The 20,965-nt window shown below is 63.0% G+C and carries 19 protein-coding genes; 4 read left to right on the top strand and 15 right to left on the bottom strand.

What is annotated here, in order from left to right:
• Positions 1-110 precede the first annotated feature (110 nt).
• Positions 111-530 (top strand): STAS/SEC14 domain-containing protein, encoded by a 420-nt coding sequence (locus tag FJV83_RS11525; RefSeq protein ID WP_095773056.1) that lies wholly within the window; start codon positions 111-113, stop codon positions 528-530.
• A 2-nt stretch (positions 531-532) separates the two neighbouring features.
• Here FJV83_RS11525 and FJV83_RS11520 read toward each other — a convergent pair whose 3' ends face one another.
• The 10 genes from FJV83_RS11520 to FJV83_RS11475 all read right to left on the bottom strand — a co-directional run bounded on the left by FJV83_RS11520 (position 533) and on the right by FJV83_RS11475 (position 11,604).
• A complete protein-coding gene (locus FJV83_RS11520) occupies positions 533-1,660 on the bottom strand; it encodes an ATP-dependent RecD-like DNA helicase (RefSeq protein ID WP_010910153.1) in 1,128 nt (375 codons plus the stop codon).
• 137 nt (positions 1,661-1,797) lie between these two features.
• Entirely contained in the window at positions 1,798-2,160 is a 363-nt protein-coding gene (locus tag FJV83_RS11515; RefSeq protein WP_185973325.1) for a nitrile hydratase accessory protein, read from the bottom strand.
• Entirely contained in the window at positions 2,129-2,788 is a 660-nt protein-coding gene (gene nthB / locus FJV83_RS11510; RefSeq protein ID WP_095787811.1) for a nitrile hydratase subunit beta, read from the bottom strand. The genes FJV83_RS11515 and nthB overlap by 32 nt, the downstream gene beginning before the upstream one ends.
• Positions 2,785-3,402: a nitrile hydratase subunit alpha gene (gene nthA / locus FJV83_RS11505; RefSeq protein ID WP_095790858.1), complete on the bottom strand. Its 618-nt coding sequence runs from the start codon at positions 3,400-3,402 to the stop codon at positions 2,785-2,787. Before nthA ends, nthB begins: the two co-directional genes overlap by 4 nt.
• Positions 3,403-3,480: 78 nt before the next feature.
• The gene (locus FJV83_RS11500; RefSeq protein ID WP_095773060.1) at positions 3,481-6,642 is read right to left on the bottom strand and encodes an efflux RND transporter permease subunit; all 3,162 of its coding nucleotides are present in this window, start codon (positions 6,640-6,642) and stop codon (positions 3,481-3,483) included.
• Positions 6,639-7,904, bottom strand: a complete 1,266-nt coding sequence (locus FJV83_RS11495) for an efflux RND transporter periplasmic adaptor subunit (protein ID WP_142885178.1) — start codon at positions 7,902-7,904, stop codon at positions 6,639-6,641. The genes FJV83_RS11500 and FJV83_RS11495 overlap by 4 nt, the downstream gene beginning before the upstream one ends.
• Before the next feature lie 214 nt (positions 7,905-8,118).
• Positions 8,119-8,715 carry a LysE family translocator gene (locus tag FJV83_RS11490; RefSeq protein WP_095790855.1) on the bottom strand — a complete coding sequence of 199 codons (597 nt, stop codon included), beginning with the start codon at positions 8,713-8,715 and terminating at the stop codon, positions 8,119-8,121.
• Between the two features lie 136 nt (positions 8,716-8,851).
• The gene (locus FJV83_RS11485; RefSeq protein ID WP_095790854.1) at positions 8,852-9,091 is read right to left on the bottom strand and encodes a hypothetical protein; all 240 of its coding nucleotides are present in this window, start codon (positions 9,089-9,091) and stop codon (positions 8,852-8,854) included.
• Between the two features lie 77 nt (positions 9,092-9,168).
• A complete protein-coding gene (ilvN, locus tag FJV83_RS11480) occupies positions 9,169-9,744 on the bottom strand; it encodes an acetolactate synthase small subunit (protein ID WP_013894763.1) in 576 nt (191 codons plus the stop codon).
• A gap of 78 nt (positions 9,745-9,822) precedes the next feature.
• Positions 9,823-11,604: an acetolactate synthase 3 large subunit gene (locus tag FJV83_RS11475; protein ID WP_095773064.1), complete on the bottom strand. Its 1,782-nt coding sequence runs from the start codon at positions 11,602-11,604 to the stop codon at positions 9,823-9,825.
• A gap of 515 nt (positions 11,605-12,119) precedes the next feature.
• On the opposite strand from FJV83_RS11475, the gene FJV83_RS11470 reads away from it, so the two are divergent.
• Positions 12,120-13,922 carry an NAD(P)/FAD-dependent oxidoreductase gene (locus FJV83_RS11470; protein WP_142885177.1) on the top strand — a complete coding sequence of 601 codons (1,803 nt, stop codon included), beginning with the start codon at positions 12,120-12,122 and terminating at the stop codon, positions 13,920-13,922.
• Positions 13,923-14,201: 279 nt separating this feature from the next.
• Here the strand turns inward: FJV83_RS11470 and FJV83_RS11465 are convergent, their stop codons facing one another.
• Positions 14,202-14,786 (bottom strand): HD domain-containing protein, encoded by a 585-nt coding sequence (locus FJV83_RS11465; protein WP_095790850.1) that lies wholly within the window; start codon positions 14,784-14,786, stop codon positions 14,202-14,204.
• Positions 14,783-15,934, bottom strand: a complete 1,152-nt coding sequence (locus tag FJV83_RS11460) for a gamma-butyrobetaine dioxygenase (protein WP_142885175.1) — start codon at positions 15,932-15,934, stop codon at positions 14,783-14,785. Before FJV83_RS11460 ends, FJV83_RS11465 begins: the two co-directional genes overlap by 4 nt.
• A gap of 118 nt (positions 15,935-16,052) precedes the next feature.
• Here FJV83_RS11460 and FJV83_RS11455 point away from each other — a divergent pair, with 118 nt between their 5' ends.
• Entirely contained in the window at positions 16,053-16,940 is an 888-nt protein-coding gene (locus FJV83_RS11455) for a LysR substrate-binding domain-containing protein (protein ID WP_095787800.1), read from the top strand.
• Between the two features lie 76 nt (positions 16,941-17,016).
• Here FJV83_RS11455 and FJV83_RS11450 read toward each other — a convergent pair whose 3' ends face one another.
• Both FJV83_RS11450 and FJV83_RS11445 read right to left on the bottom strand, forming a co-directional pair.
• Positions 17,017-17,325, bottom strand: coding sequence for a hypothetical protein (locus FJV83_RS11450; protein WP_095787799.1), 309 nt, complete (start codon positions 17,323-17,325; stop codon positions 17,017-17,019).
• 4 nt (positions 17,326-17,329) lie between these two features.
• A complete protein-coding gene (locus tag FJV83_RS11445) occupies positions 17,330-17,893 on the bottom strand; it encodes an XRE family transcriptional regulator (protein ID WP_142885173.1) in 564 nt (187 codons plus the stop codon).
• Between the two features lie 154 nt (positions 17,894-18,047).
• Here FJV83_RS11445 and FJV83_RS11440 point away from each other — a divergent pair, with 154 nt between their 5' ends.
• Positions 18,048-19,880 (top strand): ATP-binding protein, encoded by a 1,833-nt coding sequence (locus FJV83_RS11440; protein WP_142885171.1) that lies wholly within the window; start codon positions 18,048-18,050, stop codon positions 19,878-19,880.
• Between the two features lie 208 nt (positions 19,881-20,088).
• Here the strand turns inward: FJV83_RS11440 and FJV83_RS11435 are convergent, their stop codons facing one another.
• Positions 20,089-20,880 (bottom strand): GGDEF domain-containing protein, encoded by a 792-nt coding sequence (locus FJV83_RS11435; RefSeq protein WP_095787796.1) that lies wholly within the window; start codon positions 20,878-20,880, stop codon positions 20,089-20,091.
• Positions 20,881-20,965 lie beyond the last annotated feature (85 nt).

Genomic DNA, 20,965 nt, shown 5'->3' with positions numbered 1-20,965 from the left:
AGCCGCGGCGCGCTTGAGACTGGGCATCTATAGCGCCTTTGACGGGAACAGATAGGGGTTTCCGGTGTTCCAGAAGACGGACGCCGTTTTTTGCGCAAGGAGGCCCATTCGTGAATTTCCTGCAATCCGTGCCGACGATCCGTCGCATCGACACCGATCGCGACGACCTGTTCGCCATCGACGTGGTCGGTCATGTGTCGGCGGCCGATGCGGAAAACCTGTTCGGTCTGCTGGAGGCGGCCTACGCGCTGCATCAGCGAATCGACGTGGCCGTGCGCATCGTCGATCACGACGGCGTCGACTGGACCGACATCTCCGACGAGACCCTGAAGCAGGGCACCATCCATGCGCTGGAGCATATAGGTCGCTGCGCGGCGATCGGCACGCCGGACTGGACACCGGACGCGCGACACGCTTTGCCCGCATCGTCGCCCATCGAATTCAGGCATTTCAAGGCCGAGGACGAAGAAGAGGCCTGGGAATGGCTTGGGGTCCGGCGGGTCGGCGTACGAGAGAAGCCGGCGTCGTAACTCTATCGGACAATGGTCAATCGTTCGGCCGCGCGGGTGATCGCGGTATAGAGCCAGCGCTGGCGCGTTTCCTTGAAGGCCCAGCTTTCGTCGAACAGCACGATTTCGTTCCACTGCGAGCCCTGCGCCTTGTGCACGGTCAGCGCATAGCCATAGTCGAAATCATCAAAACGCTTCTTCTGCTGCCAGGGGATATCGGCGTCGGGATCCTCGAACGCCGCCTTGAGCAGCTTGATCTTGGCGACGCCGCGGTCCGGATCGTCCTCTTCCGGCGAAACCAGGAGGTTGATGCCGGGCTTCACTGTCTCGCGCGACGAGGTCATCACTTTCCACAGCGAGCCGTTGAGCAGGCCCTTGGCCGGGTCGTTGCGCAGGCAGACCAGCTTGTCGCCGGCCTGGGGATAGTCGGCGTTGAAGCCCTTGAGCTCGCGCAGGCGCTGATTGTAGCGGCGGCGCGTGCGATTGGTGCCGACCAGCACCTGGTCCGCCTTCAGCACCAGTTCCTGGGTGACGTCTTCCTTGCCGATCACCTGCGCCGTGCCATAGTCGCCGCGCATGAATTCGCGGCCTTCGCGCACGTCGAGCGCCAGCCGCAGGATCGGATTGTCGCGCGCCTGCCGGTGGATTTCGGTGAGCAGGAAGTCGGGCTCGTGATCGGTGAAGAAGCCGCCGCCCGAGATCGGCGGCAACTGGCCGGGATCGCCCAGCACCAGGATCGGTGTGCCGAAACTCATCAGGTCGCGGCCGAGTTGCTCATCGACCATCGAACATTCGTCGATGACGACCAGTTTCGCACGCGAGATCGGGCTCTGCCGGTTGAGCGAAAAGGTCGGCGACATCGATGTCTTGCCGGTCACCTCGTCTTCCACCGATTCCTCGCCCTTGGGCCTGTAGATCAGCGAATGGATGGTGCGGGCGTTGACCGCCCCCTTGGAGCGCAGCACCTGGGCGGCCTTGCCGGTGAAGGCGGCGAACTGCACCTGGCCGTCGACATGTTCGGCGAAATAGCGCGCCAGCGTCGTCTTGCCGGTGCCGGCATAGCCGAACAGCCTGAACAACTGCGGCTTGCCGGCCTGCAGCCAGCGGGCGACCGCTTGCAGCGCCTCATCCTGTTGGGGAGAAAATTCCATCTGATCGTGTGACCGGATTCGCAAGGGAAAGACAAGATAGGCGCCACCCATCGATACAAACGGCGGCTAACTCCCCACACGCAGACTATCAGGCGCAACCAAGAACGTAAAGGGAACAAACGTCGTTCCGCCCGTGATCATTGCGCGGCGTGCGGATCGTTCTCCAGCAGGATCGGCTTGCCGTGCGGCGTGGCATGAGCCGCGCGCTCCCAGGCCTGCGCCATCGCATCGAAATCGGATTTGGCGGCCAGCCCCTTTGAGGCAAGCAGGCTTTCCAGCGCCGCGAGCCAATGTTCGTAATAGTCATGGCCGTCGCTTGCAGCGCCCGGCTTCTTGACCTCGGCGGACAGGGCCTCCGCCCATTCGCTCCACGAAAACAAGCCCTTGTCGTGCAGTGCCACCGTCATCGCAAAGGCTTCAGCCTGCCATGGTTCTGAAAATACCGGTTCGTCGAACGGCAAGGTGCCTTCATGCCGGCTCAAGATAGCTCTCCCAGGCATCGATCGAAACGGTCAGCGTCGGATCGGCGCCCTCGCCCCAGATCTCCTTACCTTCGAAAACCACCGTATAGACCCATTGCGGGTTTTCGCCTTGCCCATGCGCGTTGCTGTCGGGAAAGACGAAGCCCTCGCGCACCGCCTCGATCTTGCCTTGCCTGCCACGCGCATAGCGCGGCAGCCTTGTGTGGCCGGTCGGGTTGAAATTCTTCGTCCGCACGGGATCGCCGGCCTTGAACCGCGCCGGCTCCGCCATCGGCCGGTTGCAGGGACTGCCCTTGGCCAGCACGGCAGGCACATTTTCCGCCTTCAGCACCCGTTTCGGGGTCGCCGCCGCATCGATCGCTTCGCCCGCCTCGAGATCGCGCTCGCTGACGAACCCATGGCGCTTGAGCAGCGTTTCCAGCGCCTTGATCCAGATCTGGTAATAGCTGGAGGAATAATAGTCGGCCGGATGCAGCGATTCCCGCGCATGCCGGCTCTCGTCGATGGTCCAGGCGCCCATGGCGCCGGCGCACAGCGTGACGCCGAGCGCCCGCCTCTCCCATTCGGCGTGGAAATAGGGCTCGTCCTTTTCGGGCGCGACCGGCCCGAACCCCATCTGTCCGCCGAGATCCTGCGGCCCGTTCATGCCGGCGCCCCCTCCGGTGCTTTGGCCAGCGCGGTGCCGATCATCGCATCGCGGCTCACCAGTGCGGCCAGCCGTTCCTCGCTCCAGCCTTCGGTACCCTTGGGGCGCATCGGCACGACGAGATAACGTAGTTCCGCCGTCGAATCCCAGACGCGTATCTTGGTGGTGGCCGACAGCGCCAGCCCGAATTCCTCGAGCACGCCGCGCGGATCGATCACCGCGCGCGACCGATAGGGCGGCGCCTTGTACCAGACCGGCGGCAAGCCAAGAACCGACCATGGATAGCAGGAGCACAGCGTGCAGACGACGAGGTTGTGCGTCTCCTCGGTGTTGAACACCGCCTGCATGTGCTCGCCCTGGCGGCCGGTATAGCTCAACGATTCGATCGCCGCCGTCGCATCGCGCTTGAGCCAATCCGCATAGGCAGGATCGCTCCAGGCCTTTGCCACCACCCTGGCGCCGTTGCGCGGGCCGATCTTGGTCTCGTAGGTATCGACGATGACGTCGATCGCCGCCGGATCGATCAGCCCCTTGCGGGTCAGGATGGTCTCCAGCGCCCGCACGCGGGCGGCAAAAGGATCGAGCTCGTTGTCGTGGTCATGATCATGGGACATGGCCGCAAATTACGGTCGCGAGCCGCCGGTCGCAAGCATGACGACTTGGGCCAGCGGAAATCAGCGCCTGCTGGCCGGCTATTCGGCCGCCGTCTTCTGCGGCTCGGCCGGGATGTCGTCGTTGATGCCGAACAGCGAGGGCTGTTCGGCATTCCCGACCGCGGGCAACTCGGCCTTGCGCTTCGGCATGAGCCCGGCGAGCCAGCCCGAGAAATTCTCCATGTAGACGTAGATCACCGGTGTCACGAACAGGGTGAGCGCTTGCGAGGCCAGCAGGCCGCCGACAACGGCAACGCCCAGCGGCTGGCGTAGTTCGGCGCTGGCGCCGGTACCGAGCGCGATCGGGAACGTGCCCATCAGCGCCGCAAGCGTCGTCATCATGATCGGCCTGAAACGCATCAGGCAGGCCTTGTGGATGGAGTCCTTGGCCGACATGCCCTCTCGTCGCAATTCAAGCGCGACATCGACCATCATGATGCCGTTCTTCTTGACGATGCCGATCAGCATCAGAATGCCGATCACCGCGATGACCGACAGATCCATGCCGGCGAAGCGCAAGGCAACGACCGCGCCCAGCACCGCCGACGGCAGGCCGGTGAGAATGGTGAGCGGGTGGATGAAGCTCTCGTACAGAATGCCGAGCACGATATAGATCGTCAGGATCGCGCCGCCGATGAGCAGGCCCTGATTGGCAAGCGAATCCTGGAAGGTCTTGGCCGTGCCGGCGAAGGAAGTCGAGATAGCCGTTGGCATGCCGATCTGCTCCTTCAGCGCGCTGATGCGAGCCGTACTGTCGCCAAGCGCCACGCCTTGCGGCAGATTGTAGGAGATGGTCACGGCCGGAAGCTGGCCGAGCTGGTTGACCGTCAGGGTGCCCGCCGTGCGATCGACGCGGGCGAAGGCGCCAAGCGGAACCAGGCTGCCGCTTGCCGTCCGCATCTGGATGGCGAGCATCCGCTCGGGCGACCATTCGATCTTGGGATCGAGCTCGGTGATGACTTCGTAGCTGTCGGCCGAACCGAAGATCGTCGAAACCTGGTCGGTGCCGAAGCCGCCATAGAGGGCGGAGCGCAGCGTGTCGGTATCGATGCCAAGCTGGGCGGCCTTGTCGCGATCGACGACCAGCGATGCCTGCAGCGCATTGTTCTGCAGGTCGCTGGTGACGTCGGTGAAGGTCGCATGGTCGGCCGCCATTGCGTCATTCAGTTTCTGCGCCCAGATATCGGTCTGGACGGTATCGAGGCCTTGGACCACCAACTGGTAGGCGCTAGCGGACGACCGCGAACCCAATCTTAGGTTCTGCACTGGCTGCATGTAGGTTTCGATACCCGCCACGCCGGCCAGCTGCTTGCGCAGATCCGCCTGTACCTTCTCGATGTTGGGTCGCTGGCTCTTGTCCTTCAACTGCACATAGAGCTGGCCCTGGTTCAATGCATTGTTGCCGCTGCCTGCCGACCAGGCCACATGCGAAACATAGGGCGAATGGGAAAAGACGCTTGCCACCTGGCCCTGCAGCTTTGCCATGGCGTCAAAGGAAATGTCCTGACGCGCGATGGTGGTCACCGAGATCTGGCCGATATCCTCTTGCGGGAAGAAGCCCTTCGGCGAAATCTCGATCAGCCATACAGACATCGCCGCGGTGCCGATGAAGACGAGGAACACCAGGAACGTGTGGCGCAGGCAGAAGCTCAGGACCCGGTCGTAGCCGCGCGTGACGAGATCCCGCTTGTGGCCAGGGGCGTGTGCTTCGCGATCGGCCTTGGTGACCGACAAGAGCCGCGAGCACAGCATCGGCGTCAGCGTCAGCGACACGAACATCGATGCCAGGATGGCGACCGTCACGACCACGGCGAACTCGTTGAAGATGCGCCCGATGACACCGCCCATCAGAAGCACGGGGATGAACACGGCCACCAGCGAGATCGAGATCGAGATGATGGTGAAGCCGATTTCGCGCGCGCCCTTCAACGACGCGTCGAAGGCCGACAACCCATCCTCCTCCATGTGGCGGAAGATGTTTTCCAGCATGACGATGGCGTCGTCGACGACGAGGCCCACCGCCAGCGTCAGACCCATCAGCGATATGTTGTCGATGGAAAAGCCGAACAGGAACATCGCAGCCAACGTGGCAATCAGCGAGATCGGCACCGCCACGGCCGGGATGATGGTCGCCGTCACCCGGCGCAGGAACACGAAGATCACCATCACCACCAGGGCGATGGTCAACAGCAGCGTGAACTGCACGTCGTCGACTGCCTGGCGAATCGAGGTCGAGCGGTCGTTGAGCAGCTTGATCTGGGCAGCGGCCGGCATCTGGTCCTGGAAGGACGGCAGCATCGCCTTGACCTTGTCCACGACGTCGACAGTGTTGGCATCGGGCTGGCGCTGCACGGCCATGATGATCGCGCGCGTGCCGTCATACCAGCTCGCCGTCGTCGTGGTCTGCACCGAATCGACGACGCGGGTCACCTCGCCCAGCCGCACCGGATGGCCGTTCTTGGTGGCGATGATGAGGTTGGAGAAGCCGGCGGCGTCGGTCAGCTGGGTGTTTGCTGTGATGGTCAACTGCTGCTTGTTGTTCTGCAGCACGCCGAGCGGCGTATTGCTGTTGGCCGATGCGACCGCCGCCTGCAACTGGTCGATCGAGATGCCGCGCGCGGCAAGCGCTGTCGGATCGATCTGGATGCGCACGGCATATTTCTGCTGGCCGAAGATCGAGACCTGCGCCACGCCGTCGATGGTCGACAGCGACGGCGAGATGACGTTCTCGGCAAAGGCGTCGAGGTCGGTCAGCGGAACCGTGTCGCTGACCAGCGACATCAAAAGGATCGGCGCATCGGCCGGATTGACCTTGCGATAGCTGGGTGGCGACGTCATCTGCGGCGGCAGCGATTTTTGCGTTCGCGCGATCGCGGCCTGCACATCCGCCGCCGCTGCGTCGATATCCCTGTTGAGCACGAACTGGATCGCGATCGAGGTCTGGCCGAGCGAGTTCGTGGTCGAAATGGAATCAATGCCGGCGATGGTCGCGAACTGCTTGATCAGTGGCGTCGCCACCGATGTCGCCATGGTTTCCGGCGAGGCGCCAGGCAGCGAAGCCGAGACGTTGACCACCGGGAATTCGGCGCTGGGCAGTGCGGCCACCGGCAGGAATTTGTAGGCAAACAGTCCGCCCAGCACCAGGGCGAACGACATCAGGAGGGTGGCGACGGGCCTGCGAATACAGAATTCGGAGATCATCGGGCCGCCTCGCCGGCATTGGTTGCCTCAGCCACCTTGGGCGCTGCGGCCGCGGCGCCTTCGTGCACGGCGGCGCCATCCTTCAGCCTGGTCTGGCCTTCCGTGACCACTTTCTCGCCGGCTTTGAGGCCTTGGCTGATGGCACTGTTTTGGCCTTCTGTCAGCGCCACCTGGACCGGCCGCATCTCGACCGTGTTGTCCGGCTTGACCACATAGACGAACGGCCCCTTCTGGCTGGGCTGCACCGCAACGGTGGGAACGGAGGTCATCTGCGGCATCATGCCGGCGTCGAGCACGACATTCACATACTGGCCCGGCCACAGCGAAAGATCCGCGTTCGGTATGCTCGCCCGCGTGGCGATCGTGCCCGAGGCGGTATCGACGCTGGAATCGACGAAATCGAGCGTGCCCTTGCCGATCGGCGTCGGCTCGCCATCCTTGGTCAACGTCACCGCCCCTTGCTGCGGATCGGCAAGCGCCTTGTGCAGCAGCGCAAGGTTGCTTTCCGGCAAGTTGAAGTTGACCTGCAACGGGTCCATCTGGGTGATGGTCACCAGCGGCGTCGAGGTGCTGCTGTTGCCATTGCTGGTGGTCACCAGATCGCCGACGGCAACGTTGACCGCACCCAGCCTGCCCGCGATCGGCGCCGCGATGGTGGCAAAGCCAAGCTGGACATTGTCCGCGTCGATCGTCGCCTTGTCGGCGTCGACGGTCGCGGCCGCCGCCTTCTGTGCGGCCACGGCCTGATCGTAGGTCTGCTGCGTGCCGGCCTGCTTGGCGACAAGGTCCTTGGCGCGCTGAAAATCGGAATTCGAACTGGCAAGCAGCGCCTGGTCCTTGGCGAGCGTGGCCTGGTCCTTGGCGAGTTGCGCCTTGAGCGCCCGGTCGTCGAGCGAGAACAGGATGTCGCCCGCCTTCACCATCTGCCCGTCCTTGACGTCGATCGACACGATCTGGCTGGAGACCCGCGCGTTGATGCTGACCACGGCGGGCGATGAGACGAAGCCGATGGCGTAGCGCCGGATCGGGAAGTCGGCCGTGGTTGCCGTCGCCGAAACGATCGAGGCCGAACGGGCGCCACTGCCGCCGGACCCCTGCTTGCCCCCGGCTGCCTGCTTGTCGGTTGCCGCCTTGTCCGACGCCACGACCTGCTTTGCGCCGATGAGTTGCTCAACCTTGCCCAGCGTGTCCGGAGACAGATAGAGCCAGGCCGCGCCCGCACAGGCGACGACAAGCAATGAAACAGTGACTTTTCCACGCATCGACAAAGGCCTCTCCGTCCGACACGCCGTAGTCAGGTGGTCGTATTCTAGCGCAATCCACGGCTCGTTGCCGCGATTTCGCCGAATAGATAGGACACGCATTTGTTGGAAAAGGGCCAAAACACGGCATTACGAAGATTTAATGTGCACTGCACAATCGGTAGGCAGGCCCGCTATCGCCGCGAGCCGAAGCCCGTCGAACCTTCGGGGAACCCTATTTCAGCATCGGCCAAAGCGTGGCCGCCAAGAGCACGCCCATGGCGATGTTGAACCATTTCAGCCGCACCGGATCCGATAGAAAGCTCCGCAGTGCCGTGCCGAATCCCGCCCAAACCGAAACGCTCGGCAGGTTGACGATGGTGAAGGCGATCGAGATCAACACCACTGACAGGAACGGGTGCTCGGCATTGGCATAGACAGCCATGGCGGTGATCGCCATCACCCAGGCTTTCGGATTGACCCACTGGAATGCAGCCGCATCGATGAAGCGCATGGGCCGCCCTTTCGTGTCACCCTTGCCGGTCAGCGAGCGCGACATGGCGATCTTCCAGGCGAGATAGAGCAGATAGGCGCCCCCGGCGATCTTCAATCCAGTGTGCAGCGCCGGAAACGCCGTCAACACAGCGCCAAGGCCAAGGCCAACGGCAAGCAGCAGCACCAGGAAGCCCATGCTGATGCCAAGCATGTGCGGAACGGTTCTGGTAATGCCGAAATTCACCCCCGATGCCAGCAGCATGAGGTTGTTAGGCCCCGGCGTGATCGAGGTCACGAAGGCATAGACGAGCAGTGCGAGGAATGCGTCGAGGGTCATGACGGCTCACAAAGGTCAGCTATGCTGACTTAAATCGACCGGGCGCCGGACGCAACTTCATTCAATTGGTCCAATGCGCCTGCCGCGATCCGACGACTGATTTCCCGGGCACGCCTGACCGGATAAATTCGGGCAATCAGTCTCGACGACGGCGATACTTCAGCGCCCAAAGAAACCAACTGAAGATGACGATGCATCCGGCATGGAAGAAAATTCCATCCCAGAATCTGGTTGGATTGTCGGCATAGGCGACCCATTCAGCGGTTCGGCCGACCAGGACTGTCATCGTCACCCAGGCATGGGCAAGCACCCAAATCGAGAATGCGATCATGGCGTACATCATCACATGTATCGCCAGTTCTTGTCGCGGGGTCATGCGCCACCAATTCTCAAACCGTCTTTCGGGCTGCCTTGCCCTAACGTGAATGCAGAATCTGAACGTCGTATGAATTCTTACATGCCCTGCGGGCCGCGGTTCATCGCCGCCACGCCGGTGCGGCAGATCTCGACCAGGCCGAGCGGCTTCATGATGGCGATGAACTGGTCGAGCTTGGACCCCTTGCCGGTGATCTCGAAGATGAAATGCTCGGTGTTGGCGTCGATGACGCTGGCGCGGAATGCGTCGGCCAGCCGCAGTGCCTCGACCCGGGCCTCGCCGGTGCCGGCAACCTTGACCAGCGCCAGTTCCCGCTCCAGCGGCCGCTCCTGTCCGAATTCGTGCGAGCGCACGGTGAGATCGACCACGCGGTGGACCGGCACGATGCGCTCGAGCTGGTGCTTGATCTGCTCCAGCACATGCGGCGTGCCGCGCGTCACGATGGTGATGCGCGACAGGTGCTTTTCATGCTCGGTCTCGGAAACTGTCAGGCTCTCGATGTTGTAGCCGCGCCCGGAGAACAGGCCGATGACCCGGGCAAGCACGCCCGGTTCGTTGTCGACCAGCACGGAGAGCGTGTGATTCTCCGGCCGCTCCGTTTCCTTGGCGATGAAATAGGCGGAGCCGGTCGGTTGAAGGTGCTGTGCGTTCATGGCATGGATCTCAAATTCTTGGTCTGATTGTTTGTTTGCGCACGGCTTCTTTCGACAAGCCCTGCCTTGGCCCGTCGACTACACCAGCTCCCTGCCCTTGGCGTCGATGGCATTGGCCACGGCCTCGTCGGTGGCCTCGTCCGGCAACAGCATCTCGTTGTGCGCCTTGCCCGACGGGATCATCGGGAAGCAGTTCGCGAGGTTCGCCACGCGGCAGTCGAACAGCACGGGCTTGCGGACCGAGATCATCTCGGTGATGGCGTCGTCCAGTTCGTCCGGCTTCTCACAACGTATGCCATGGCCGCCATAGGCCTCCGCCAGCTTGACGAAGTCAGGCATCGCCTCGGTGTAGGAATGCGACAGCCGGTTGCCGTGCAAGAGCTGCTGCCATTGCCGCACCATGCCCATATACTGGTTGTTGAGGATGAAGATCTTGATCGGCGCCTTGTACTGCACCGCCGCGCTCATTTCCTGCATCGTCATCTGCACCGAGGCGTCGCCGGCAATGTCGATGACCAGCGCATCGGGATGCGCGATCTGCACGCCGAGCGCCGCCGGCAGGCCATAGCCCATCGTGCCCAGGCCGCCCGACGTCATCCAGCGGTTCGGCTTTTCGAAATGATAATGCTGCGCCGCCCACATCTGGTGCTGGCCGACCTCGGTGGTGATGTAGGTGTCCTTGTCCTTGGTCAGTTCGTAGAGCCGCTGGATGGCGTATTGCGGCATGATCACGTCATTGTTCATCTTGAAGGCGAGTGAATCGCGCGCACGCCATTTGGCGATCTGCTCCCACCAGGGGTAGAGCGCCTTCTTGTCGGCCTTGGCGGTTGCCCGCCACAGCCGCACCATATCCTCCAGCACCCGGCCGACATCGCCGATGATCGGCACCTCGGTGTGCACGTTCTTGTTGATCGAGGACGGGTCGATGTCGATGTGGATCTTCTTCGAGTGCGGCGAGAACGCATTGAGCCGGCCGGTGATGCGGTCGTCGAAGCGCGCGCCGATGCAGATCATCACGTCGCAGTCATGCATGGCCATGTTGGCCTCGTAGGTGCCATGCATGCCGAGCATGCCGACCCAGTTCTTTCCCGACGCCGGATAGGCGCCGAGCCCCATCAGCGTCGAGGTGATCGGGAAACCGGTGAGGTCGACCAGTTCGCGCAGCAAATGGCTCGCTTCCGGACCGGAATTGATCACACCGCCGCCCGAATAGATGATCGGCTTCTTGGCGGTGGCCATCAGTTCGACCGCGGCCTTGATCTTCTCCAGATCGCCCTGGACCTTGGGCTGGTAGCTGGTGCGCGGCGCGATCTGCGGCGAGACGTAAAACCCCTTGGCGAACTGCACGTCCTTGGGGATGTCGACCACAACCGGACCGGGACGACCCGTGGTGGCGACGTGGAAAGCCTCATGGATGGTCGCGGCGAGCTCGTTGACGTCCTTCACCAGCCAGTTGTGCTTGGTGCAGGGCCGCGTAATGCCGACCGTATCGCATTCCTGAAACGCGTCGGAGCCGATGAGAGAGGTCGGCACCTGGCCCGTCAGGCAGACCAGCGGGATCGAATCCATCAGCGCATCCTGCAGCGGCGTCACCGCATTGGTGGCGCCGGGGCCCGATGTCACCAGCATGACGCCGGCCTTGCCGGTCGAGCGCGCATAGCCTTCGGCCGCGTGGCCGGCACCTTGCTCGTGCCGCACGAGAATGTGCTCGACCTCGTCCTGCTGGAAGATCTCGTCATAGATCGGGAGAACCGCGCCGCCGGGATAACCGAAGACATGCTTGACGCCATTGTCCTTCAGCGCCTGCACCACCATTTCGGCGCCCGTCATCTCGCGCCGCTCACTCTGTCCGTTGCTCATCGGTCTGGTCCCGTACTGTCGCCGCTTGGGCGTTGCCACTTGGGTGTTGTCGGTCGTTTAGTCGTGTTTCAGGCAATAAAAAAGGCCCCCGAGGGAGCCTGTGTGTTGCGCATGGGAGGTTTTCGCCCGGCGGTTACACCGCCTTGCCCACGCGCCTTCCTACGAGAATGAGTGCCTTTTTCATGGTCGCGGACACTACGGGCCGGCAAGGCGCCCTGTCAACGGCAAAAATCTCAACGGCAAAAATCGCGCCGGCGATGAAGGCGCTTCCCAATTCGACAAATGGCCCGTCACGATTTCGCGATGAGCGCCGCATCGTGCGACACCACCCCCATCGCCTGTCGCAAGAGCGCTCCAAACCGGCTCGGAAAACGCGTTCTCCAGATAAGTCCTTGAAGCCACGCGAAACTATGGTGGGGCGTGACGAAGGCCGTCCTCTTTGCCGATACTTCATCGTCCGGCTTGCAAGTCGGGAGGAGCCACCATGACGGCCTGGATTTCACGGAGGAAAACTTATGCTCGACAAGGCCCCAAGCAAGAAACTGTCCGACCTGCTCGACCAATTCGGCGGCGCCCTGGCCGCCAGTGATATCGACAGGGCGGTCGGTTGCTTCCAGGAGGATTGCTACTGGCGCGACCTCGTCACCTTCACTTGGAACATCAAGACCATGGAGGGCAAGGACCAGATCCGCGCCATGCTGAAGAGCCAGCTGTCGAAGACGAAGCCGTCGCATTGGGCACTCGCCAAGGGCGAGGACGCGACCGAGAGCGGCGGGCTGATCGAGGGCTGGATCAGTTTCGAGACCGAAGTGGCGCGCGGCTTTGGCCATATCAGGCTGAAGGACGGCAAGATCTGGACGCTGCTGACCACCATGGTCGAATTGAAAGGCCACGAGGAACCGGCCGGCTTCGCGCGGCCGATGGGCGCCAAGCATGGCTCGGGCAAGAACCGTCCGACATGGAAGGAAGAACGTGAGAAGGAAGCCGCCGAGCTCGGCTTCAAGACGCAGCCCTATACGCTCATCATCGGCGGCGGCCAGGGCGGCATTGCGCTGGGCGCAAGGCTGCGGCAGCTCGGCGTGCCGACCATCATCGTCGAGAAGAACGAGCGCGCCGGCGACAGCTGGCGCAAGCGCTACAAGTCGCTCTGCCTGCACGATCCGGTCTGGTACGACCATCTGCCCTATATCGATTTCCCGAAGAACTGGCCGGTCTTCTCGCCGAAGGACAAGATCGGCGACTGGCTGGAAATGTACACCAAGGTGATGGAGCTGAACTACTGGTCGTCGACCGAGGCCAGGAGCGCCTCCTATGACGACGAGAAGAAGGAGTGGACCGTCGTCGTCCGCCGCGACGGCAAGGACATTACCTTGAAGCCCAAGCAATTGGTTCTGGCCACCGGACAGTCAGGCAAGGCCAATCTGCCGAAATTCAAGGGTATGGAGAGTTTCAAGGGCGATCAGCATCACTCCTCGAAGCACCCTGGCCCCGATGGCTATGCCGGGAAAAGAGCCGTTGTCATCGGCTCCAACAATTCCGCTCATGATATCGCGGCGGCCCTTTGGGAAGCCGGCGCCGACGTCACCATGGTGCAACGCTCAAGCACCCATATCGCCAGATCCGACACGTTGATGGAGATCGGACTGGGTGCGCTCTATTCTGAGCAGGCTCTGCAGAATGGCATCACCACGGCCAAGGCCGATCTTATCTTTGCTTCGCTGCCCTACAAGATCCTGCACGAGTTCCAGATCCCGGCCTATGCCGAGATGAAGAAACGCGACGCGGCGTTCTACAAAGGGCTGGAGAAGGCCGGTTTCATGCTCGACTGGGGCGACGACGAATCCGGCCTGTTCATGAAGTACCTCAGGCGCGGCTCCGGCTATTACATCGACGTCGGCGCCTCCCAGCTGATCATCGATGGCTCGATCAAGCTGAAGAGCGGTGTCGACGTCGAAGAGATCAAGCAGCATTCGGTTGTGCTCAGTGACGGATCGGAACTGCCCGCGGACCTGATCGTCTACGCCACCGGCTACGGCTCGATGAACGGCTGGGCCGCCGATCTGATCTCGCGCGAAACCGCCGACAAGGTCGGCAAATGCTGGGGCCTCGGCTCCAACACCACCAAGGATCCCGGCCCCTGGGAAGGCGAATTGCGCAACATGTGGAAGCCGACGCAGCAGGAAGCGCTGTGGTTCCACGGCGGCAATCTGCACCAGTCGCGCCATTATTCGCAGTTCCTGTCGTTGCAATTGAAAGCCCGGCATGCCGGCCTGCCGACGCCGGTCTATGGGCTGCAGACAGTGCACCACAAGGGATAGCCGGCCGGGTGGCCAGCTGTAGCCAGGCCGCAGGGAGGTGCGGCAAATGCCGCGCCTCCAGAATGCATCGCTATGCGCACGCAATGCCCGTGGATTCGAGCGGCTCGGACCGGATCGCCGGATCGAGAAGACCAAGCTTACCAACAGCGGCAACTGAGTTGCACCGGGGGACGCCTTCAACACGCCAGCGCTCCCGGCAATTCTCAGGCCTATGTGGCGTCACCGCCCCTTGCCCGTCGAAGCAGTAACATGGCTGTCCCCTCCGGTGATGATCCGCCGTCAGGCGCGGTTGCTGAATTCGTGCACGACACGCTGCAGCAGCGGTACGTAGTCGCGAAACGCCCGCGTCTTCATGTTGGCGACCTTGCCGCCCTCGTCCCAGATACGGACCCGCACCGCCTCCTCGTGGAACGGGTTCTTGCGGAACTCGGCCACCTCGTCGGCGCTCATCGGTCCGCCCTGCAGCGACAGCGTATGGACCGAAGCCGGCGACAGTCTCGAGAAATAGGTCGGGTCGGTGGCGCAGAGATAGCGCTTGGCCGCGACATGCAGCCTCACGCATTCGACGATGATCGGCGGGAAGAACGGCGCCAGCACCTCGCCGCCGGCCTCGTCATGATGCTTGTCCTCGACATCGTCGGGCGAATAAGTGCCGAACTCGCTGGTGTAGTGGCCGATGTCGTGCAGCAGCGCGGCCGCCACCAGCACTTCGGGCGCACCATCCTGCTCCGCCAGCCAAGCCCCTTGCAGCATGTGCTCGGACATGGTGACGGGCTCGCCGAGATAGGATTCCGCGCCCCGGCGCTCGAAAATGTCGGCGATGAATTCGACGACATTGTCCGCGTTCAAATCCTGGCCGCTCATTCGGCGGCCTCCTTGAAGCTGTGCTCGATCGCCGCAAGCGTCGACAACAGGCCGTCCTTGTCGGCGTAGCAGCCCTGCAGCCAGCGCTTGCCGGTGCCCGAAAACGCCTTGCGGGCATGCATGACGCGCGTGTTGTCGACGATGAAGGCTTGGCCAGGCTGAAGCTTGAACGTCACTTCGAAGGCGGGATCCTCGATCAGCTCCGCGAACCGGCGATAGGCGGCATAGTAGGCGTCCATATCGGCGAACGGCACGTCGACGACAGGCGCCAGCGAACGGTTGTTGAAGCGGATGCAGATCAGCTCGCCATCCGGTCCGAATTCGATCATCGGCCGCTTCGCCTGCAGCCGCACGCCGGACGAGCCGGCATATTCGAAGCGCGCCGGACAGGAACTCAGCAGCCGGAAGCCCTCAGGGTTTTCCGCCTGCAGCGTGGCCGCAACGGCAAAGCCGTCTACGACGCTGGACTCACCACCCTCCACCGTGTTCTCGACACAGGCCAGGATCTGCAGCGTCGGCACCGGATCTCGATAGGGATTGTCGGTGTGCGCCTGGAGGCCGAGATTGGTGTAGGCGAGATTGTTCGGATTGACCTCGGCGCGCACTTCGAACCAGCGGCCGTAATTGGTCTCCCTGATATAGCCGAACAGGTCGGAGACCTTGCACAGCGCCCCGGACTCCGCCGGCAGTCCGTCCATCACCGCAAAGCCGTAGGTCCTCACCGCCGAAAGCCATTCGCGCAGGACGCTGCGGCCATGAAAGGCCGCCTTGTAGCTGGCGCGCGGCACCGAATTCTGCATCGTCGCCTTGGTCCAGCGCTGGATGATATCGCCCGTCCAGCCGGGTTCGCGAAGCTCGTCGCGATCATAGGCGTTGGCGCTCAACCATTGAGCGGGAAAGCTGACCGTTTTTCCTTCCGGCACGAAGCTGATTTCCAGCGCGCCGCCCTTGATCGCGGCAGCCCCAATCCTCGTCTCGGCTGGAATGTCGAGGATGGTGATCAGCCGCTGGCCATTGCCGGCGCTGCGCGTCTTGTCGTCGAGCGCATTGTCGCGCAGCCACATGGCGTGAAAGCGGGTGCGCCTCCCACCCTGCCAGCCAAGTTCGATCGTTCTGCCTTCGTCGCCAATCAGCGCGTGGGTGAGCATGGATCCGTTCCTGTCCTCTACGCCCCGCGGCCCGGTCCGCAGGGTTTCGATTGCATGTTGGCCATAAGAAAGGCATAACTCAAATTATCATTTTTCGGTCAAAGGCCACAAATTTATAATGCCTCGGAAACCCATTCCCCCTCTCCCTCCCCTCGACTGGCTGCGCAGTTTCGAGGCCGCGGCGCGGCTGTCGAACTTCACGGCGGCCGCGGCCGAACTCGGCCTGACCCAGGCGGCCGTCAGCCAACATATCCGCCTTCTCGAGGAGCGGTTGAAGGCGCGCCTGTTCTCGCGGCTGGCGCGCGGCGTCGCGCTGTCGCCGGAGGGCGCCGCCTATCTGCCGCACATCCAGTCGGCCTTCGCCACCATCTCCAGCAGCACGACGGAACTGTTCGAGCCGCGCGCTGTCCAGACCGTCTCGATCCGGGTGCCGATCTCCTTCGCCTTGCTGATACTGGTCCCGGCGCTGCCCGATCTCGCCCAGGCGCTGCCGCGCATCCAGCTCGATCTGGTCACGATCCATCGGCCAACCGACTATGATTTGCCGGGCTCCGCGCTCGACATCCGTTTCGGCAACGGCTCCTTTCCCGGACGCGAGGCCGACAGGCTGACTGCCGAGCGGCTTGTGCCGGTGGCAAGTCCGACCCTCGCAGGTGGCGCCGACTGGACAGCTCTGCCGCTGCTTCTGGTCGCTGGCGCGCGCGAAATGTGGGCGGAATGGTTCACGGCTGCTGGACTGGCCGGCCACCCCCAGCGATCGCATCGCTTCGACAGTTTCGTCGCGGCGATGGAAGCGGCGAGCGCCGGCGCCGGCGTGCTGCTGGGGTCGCGGCCGCTTGTCGACGCAGCGCTCAGGAACAGGAGCCTGGTGCCGCTTTCCGATTTCGAGCTCTCCAGCAGCTCAGGTCATTTTCTGACCAGCGCATCGACCGCGCGCCTGACCAGTGCCGAACAGGAATTCCGCCAGTGGCTGCTGGGGCACCTGTCCAGAAAGCCCCCGGCGTGACCGGCACCGTCTGGCGCGATGTGGCGCCGACACGCTCCCAGCAAATCAACATGCCGGTCAGCCCGCCATGTCGGCGTCAATCGAGATGGCGCACGCGGCGCCGCTTGCGCGCGGCCTTGATGGCGCTGATGCGCTCGGAGTCTTCTTCCCGGAGATGCCGTCCACGCTCGAGGATCTCGAGCGTGTATTCCTCATAGGTCAGGCCCAGCCGCTCGGCCTTGTCCATGCGCATCAGCATGACTTCACGGCTCGGCGCCTTCCATGCCTTGGCGTGCGCGGCCTGCCAGGCCAGGAAAATGTAGGGATCGCCCTTGCCCCAGGGCGGCCCCTTATACTCATCAAGAGGCGGCCCCCCATTGTGGGAGCGCTTTGGCCGTCTCGCCATGATCTCAGCCCCTGACCAGCGCGACGAGATAGTCGGCGCCCGCCTCCAGGGCATGGAAGGTGCAGTCCGACGGCGCGCCGAGCGCCAGGCAGTCGCCGGGTTCGAGCTTGTGCACCACATCGCCCTCGGTGAATTCGAGCCGTCCGGAAATCAGCCAGATCTGCTGCTTGATGAAGGCGTAGGAAGCCGCCGGCAGACTGACCCTGGCGCCAGGCGGCAGATGCACCTTGATCAGTTCGAGCGGCATGTCGCCGGCCGGTGACAGATGCCGCCTGACATAGCCTGTATCGGGATCGCGCCACACCGGCTGATCGGCCTCGCGCAGCAACCCGCCGCCTTGCAATTCCGCGCGCGCAATGAGGGTCGACAGCGTCATGCCGAAAGCCGCCGCGATGCGCACCAGAAGGGCCGCCGTCGGGCTGGTCATGCCGCGCTCGATCGTGCTCAGCATCGCCTTGGAAACACCGGACCGCTCGGCAAGCTCGGCAAGCGACCAGTCCCGCACGACCCTCTCGGCATGGATCCGCCTGCCGATGGTCGAAGAAATATCGTTCGCTATATCATCCATTCGTCCATTATAGCGAAAGACAAGGATTGGTGAAGAGCCATTTCGCGACAATTTTCGCCAGGCGCTTAATCCTCTCTACACCATCCGACCTCATCCGGCCTTAACCCCATTCCAGTAGGGTCTGATGTCAAGGGAAATGGGGATTGGCCTATCCATGTATGTCGAACGCGAAGCTTCCGTCGGAGAACCGACATCGCAGGAGCGCCGCAACGCAGAGCAGAACGACCGGCGCATTCTGGGCAATGTCGTGCAATGCGACGGCGCGCGCGCCACGATCGCCGCCTATGCCGATGACGTCGACGGCGCGGTGACCGGCCTTTGGACGGTCGGCAAGATGATCTCCATCAATTTGGGCACGACGCGAACAGTTGGCCTGGTCTATGGCATCGGCAAGTCGGACCGCGCCTGGAGCAATGAAGGCCAGAACGCCATCGAGGTCAGCATCGAGTTGATCGGCGAAGTGCGCGATGGTGCCGAGCCCGGCGCCAAGCCGATCTTCGACCGCGGCATCACTACCTATCCGCATATCGGCGCGGTCGCGCACCGCATCCGCAGCCGCGACCTGCAGGCCGTCTACGATCTCGCCGGCCGCCATTCCATCACCATCGGTTCGCTGTCACAGGACGAGGCGATCGCCGCCAACATCGCCATCGACGACACGCTGGCGCGCCATTTCGCCATTGTCGGCACTACCGGCGTCGGCAAGTCCACCGCCGTCTCGCTGCTGCTGCGCAAATCGATCGCGGCGCGGCCTGATCTGCGCATCCTGATCCTCGACCCGCACAATGAATTCGCGGCATCGCTGCCGGAATATTGCGTCAAGGTCGATTCCAAGACGCTCGACCTGCCGTTCTGGATGTTCAGGCTCGAGGAATTCGCCGAGGTGCTGTTTCGCGGCCGTGAAACGGTGCCGGAAGAGATCGACGCGCTGCGCGACCTCATTCCGCTGGCCAAGAGCCTCTACCGCAACCCGAATTCAGGCGCCTATATCAGGCGCGGCAACGATGCCCTGACCGCCGATACGCCGGTGCCTTACCGCATCGCCGATCTGCTCAAGCAGATCGACGAGCGCATGGGCATGCTCGAAAGCAAGAACGAGCGCCCGACGCTCAAATCGCTGAAGACGCGCATCGAATCGGCGTCCGCCGATCCGCGTTATCGCTTCATGTTCAGTTCGCGCCTGATCGAGGACACCATCCACGAGACGATCGGCAACATCTTCCGCGTGCCGCATCACGGCCGGCCGGTGACCTGCTTCGAGATGGCCGGCATGCCTTCCGAAGTGGTCAACTCCGTCTGTTCGGTGCTGGCGCGCCTGGCCTTCGACCTCGCTCTGTGGAGCGAGGGCAAGCTGCAGCTGCTATTGCTGTGCGAGGAAGCGCATCGCTATATGCCGGCCGATCCGCGTCTCGGCTTCGCGCCGACCAGGCACGCGCTGTCGCGCATCGCCAAGGAAGGCCGCAAATATGGCTGCTATCTCGGCGTCGTCACGCAGCGCCCCGGCGAGCTTGACCCGACCATCCTGTCGCAATGTTCGACCTTCTTCGCCATGCGGCTCGCCAACGAGCAGGACCAGGCGATCATCCGCTCGGCCATCGCCGACTCCTCCGCCTCCACGCTTGCCTTCCTGTCGTCCATGGGACAGCGCGAAGCCATCGCCTTCGGCGAAGGCGTGGCGACGACCATGCGGCTGAAATTCGAAAGACTGCCCAGCCACCTGCTTCCCGGCGCGGCCAAGCGCGAACAGATCGAGTCGCCAAAGGCCGGCGATGATGTCGACCTGGTGGCGATCGTCGAGCGGCTGCGCAACGTGCCGAAACCGACGCCGCAGGCGATGGCCTTCGCCGAAGTGGTCGATTCCGGCCGCCAGGCCGGCGATCCCGATTACCGCAAGCCGGCAACCGGCCGCGCGCAAGCGGACGACGATTTCGACATGCGCTACGGCCTGAAGCCCGCCACCTTCGGCCTGCGCCCCCAGAACGACTGAGCCTGCAACTTTCTGACGAAGAGCGGCACCAGCTTCGAAAGGCTCGACGTCGAACCAGCTTGGGTAAATCCCGAAAGGGAATTCATCAGGCCGGATTGAATGGCGCGGTTTTCGAGAAGCCGGAGCGGAGCGGACATTCAGTCCGTGAGCACCGGAAGTCGAGAAAGCCGCGTCAGGCAACCGGCCTCATGAATTCTTCTTCGGGATTTTAGGCGCAGACGCGGTTGCGGCCCTGCCTCTTCGCCTCATAGAGCTGGCGGTCGGCGCGGCGGTAGAACTCCTCGGCCGTTTCCTTGCGGTCCCAGACGGCAAGGCCGACGCTGGTGGTGATCTTGAGCCGGACGTTGCCCGAAAGGATCGACATGTTGGCTACCGCCTTGCGGATGCGCTCGGCGAACTTGGCCAGCAACTCCGCCTCCATGTTGGGCGTGACCACGGCAAACTCCTCGCCGCCCAGCCGTGCCACCACGTCGTGGAAACGTGTCATGTCCTTGAGGCAACTGGCGACGGCCCTGAGGACCTCGTCGCCGACATCGTGGCCGTGCGTGTCGTTGACCTGCTTGAAATGGTCGAGATCGAGGATCATCAGCCCGACCGGCTTTTCGATGCGGCGGAACTCCTCGAGATATTCCTTAAGCGCATCGTCGAAATAGCGTCGGTTCTGCATGCCGGTCAGGCTGTCCGTCAGCGCGGCGTGCTCGAGCGTTTCGGAGCGAGCGCTGAGCGAAACCGTCATGGCGCGCAGCTTGCCTTCTTCCGTCGCCTGTTTGCGGATCAGCGGATAGATGAAGAAGATGCCGAAAAACAGCGCGGTCGCAAGCAGCACCCCGGTCGCGAACAACAGCTTGTTGAGGTAGATGACCTTGTCCAGACCCGACTGCGTATGGAGTTCCGTGGCGAAGGATTGCAAGAGCCCATAGGCATGCAGCGTCACCAGGCCAGCGGCCAGGATCACGAAAATAAAGACGAAAAAAGCGGATTCCGCCTTATGGAAACGCATCTGCTCCCCAATGGAAAAGTGCCCATCGACCTTATGGCACGGACCGCCTTACGGAGCGTTAATCCCGGCAACTTCGGCGCGAACC

Origin of the sequence: Mesorhizobium sp. WSM4307 (genome assembly GCF_007003945.1) — a bacterium.
Classification (GTDB): Bacteria; Pseudomonadota; Alphaproteobacteria; order Rhizobiales; family Rhizobiaceae; genus Mesorhizobium.
This window is presented reverse-complemented; position numbering and strand designations above follow the sequence as displayed.

Bases quoted from the DNA above. Each gene is read 5' to 3' on its own strand.
- FJV83_RS11520 (WP_010910153.1), bottom strand. From the start codon at position 1,660: ATGGAATTTTCTCCCCAACAGGATGAGGCGCTGCAAGCGGTCGCCCGC.
- FJV83_RS11515 (WP_185973325.1), bottom strand. From the start codon at position 2,160: ATGCCTGGGAGAGCTATCTTGAGCCGGCATGAAGGCACCTTGCCGTTC.
- nthB (WP_095787811.1), bottom strand. From the start codon at position 2,788: ATGAACGGGCCGCAGGATCTCGGCGGACAGATGGGGTTCGGGCCGGTC.
- nthA (WP_095790858.1), bottom strand. From the start codon at position 3,402: ATGTCCCATGATCATGACCACGACAACGAGCTCGATCCTTTTGCCGCC.
- FJV83_RS11500 (WP_095773060.1), bottom strand. From the start codon at position 6,642: ATGATCTCCGAATTCTGTATTCGCAGGCCCGTCGCCACCCTCCTGATG.
- FJV83_RS11495 (WP_142885178.1), bottom strand. From the start codon at position 7,904: ATGCGTGGAAAAGTCACTGTTTCATTGCTTGTCGTCGCCTGTGCGGGC.
- FJV83_RS11490 (WP_095790855.1), bottom strand. From the start codon at position 8,715: ATGACCCTCGACGCATTCCTCGCACTGCTCGTCTATGCCTTCGTGACC.
- FJV83_RS11485 (WP_095790854.1), bottom strand. From the start codon at position 9,091: ATGACCCCGCGACAAGAACTGGCGATACATGTGATGATGTACGCCATG.
- ilvN (WP_013894763.1), bottom strand. From the start codon at position 9,744: ATGAACGCACAGCACCTTCAACCGACCGGCTCCGCCTATTTCATCGCC.
- FJV83_RS11475 (WP_095773064.1), bottom strand. From the start codon at position 11,604: ATGAGCAACGGACAGAGTGAGCGGCGCGAGATGACGGGCGCCGAAATG.
- FJV83_RS11470 (WP_142885177.1), top strand. From the start codon at position 12,120: ATGCTCGACAAGGCCCCAAGCAAGAAACTGTCCGACCTGCTCGACCAA.
- FJV83_RS11465 (WP_095790850.1), bottom strand. From the start codon at position 14,786: ATGAGCGGCCAGGATTTGAACGCGGACAATGTCGTCGAATTCATCGCC.
- FJV83_RS11460 (WP_142885175.1), bottom strand. From the start codon at position 15,934: ATGCTCACCCACGCGCTGATTGGCGACGAAGGCAGAACGATCGAACTT.
- FJV83_RS11455 (WP_095787800.1), top strand. From the start codon at position 16,053: ATGCCTCGGAAACCCATTCCCCCTCTCCCTCCCCTCGACTGGCTGCGC.
- FJV83_RS11450 (WP_095787799.1), bottom strand. From the start codon at position 17,325: ATGGCGAGACGGCCAAAGCGCTCCCACAATGGGGGGCCGCCTCTTGAT.
- FJV83_RS11445 (WP_142885173.1), bottom strand. From the start codon at position 17,893: ATGGATGATATAGCGAACGATATTTCTTCGACCATCGGCAGGCGGATC.
- FJV83_RS11440 (WP_142885171.1), top strand. From the start codon at position 18,048: ATGTATGTCGAACGCGAAGCTTCCGTCGGAGAACCGACATCGCAGGAG.
- FJV83_RS11435 (WP_095787796.1), bottom strand. From the start codon at position 20,880: ATGCGTTTCCATAAGGCGGAATCCGCTTTTTTCGTCTTTATTTTCGTG.